The sequence below is a fragment of the Rhodococcus sp. BE178 genome, assembly GCF_050433545.1.
In the GTDB taxonomy this organism is placed as follows: Bacteria; Actinomycetota; Actinomycetes; order Mycobacteriales; family Mycobacteriaceae; genus Prescottella.
This window is the reverse complement of the sequence record NZ_JBNPXA010000042.1, coordinates 1-1048: the sequence shown is the minus strand read 5'-3', so window position 1 is coordinate 1048 and position 1048 is coordinate 1. Positions and strand designations below refer to the sequence as shown.

Below are 1048 nucleotides of genomic sequence, written 5' to 3'. Positions count from 1 at the left end.
CTGGGCACCCGACGGCTCTGGCTCGTCTACCAGATCCGGCGGGTGGCCTGCCCGAACTGCGGGGTCCGCACCGAGCAGGTGCCCTGGGCGCGGCCCACCGCCCGCCACACCCGCGACTTCGAAGACACCGTCCTCTGGCTCGCCGCCCGCACCGACCGCACCACCGTCTCCACCCTGATGCGCTGCGCGTGGGAAACGGTCACCGCGATCATCAACCGCACCGTCGACGAACTACTCGACCAACGCCGCCTCGATTCGATCTACCGGATCGGGGTCGACGAAATCTGCTACCGCCACCCCCACAAATACCTGACCGTGATCGGTGACCACGCCACCGGCACCGTCATCGATGTCCAACCAGGCCGCGGAGTCGAGTCCCTCGCAAACTTCTATACCCGACAAAGCAATACGGAACTCGAACGCATCGAGGTCGTGACCATGGACGGCTCGACCGCCTTCCGGTCCGCCACCGAAACCCACCTGCCTCGCGCCCGCATCTGCTACGACCCGTTCCACGTCATGCAATGGGCGGGCCGGGCGCTCGACGCCGTGTTCTCCGACGCCATGACCGCCAACCGGGCCGCTCTCGACCTGTCCGCCGGCGGATGGCGGCGCACCCGCACCGCGCTGCGCACCGGCGCGAACCGACTCGACCCCGAGCGCCACGCACTGGTGCACTCCATCACCCGCAAGGACCGGCAGATCGGCACCGCCTGGAGGCTGAAAGAACAACTGCGACAACTTTTCCGGACCGTCGAACCCCGCAACGCGGCCCGCTACCTACGCCGATGGATCACCACTGCTGAACGCAGCGGCCTACGCCCCTTCACGATGCTCGCCGCCCGGATCCGCCGGCACTACGACGGCATCGTCGCCGGCGTCGAGCTCGGTGTCTCCAACGGACTCATCGAAGGCGTCAACGCCAAAATCCGCCTGATCAACGCCCGCGGATACGGACACCACACCGCACGATCACTGACCTCGATGATCTATCTCATGCTCGGCGGAATCGACCCGAAACTACCCACACAAACCTGAGGAGACCCAC

1 protein-coding gene is annotated in these 1048 nt (G+C 66.5%); it reads left to right on the top strand.

The genetic code is table 11. The annotated features are described in order from the left end of the window. A partial coding sequence (locus tag J2X34_RS28410; RefSeq protein WP_429520356.1) for an ISL3 family transposase occupies window positions 1–1038 on the top strand: 1038 nt, incomplete at its 5' end. Between the last annotated feature and the right edge of the window lie 10 nt (window positions 1039–1048).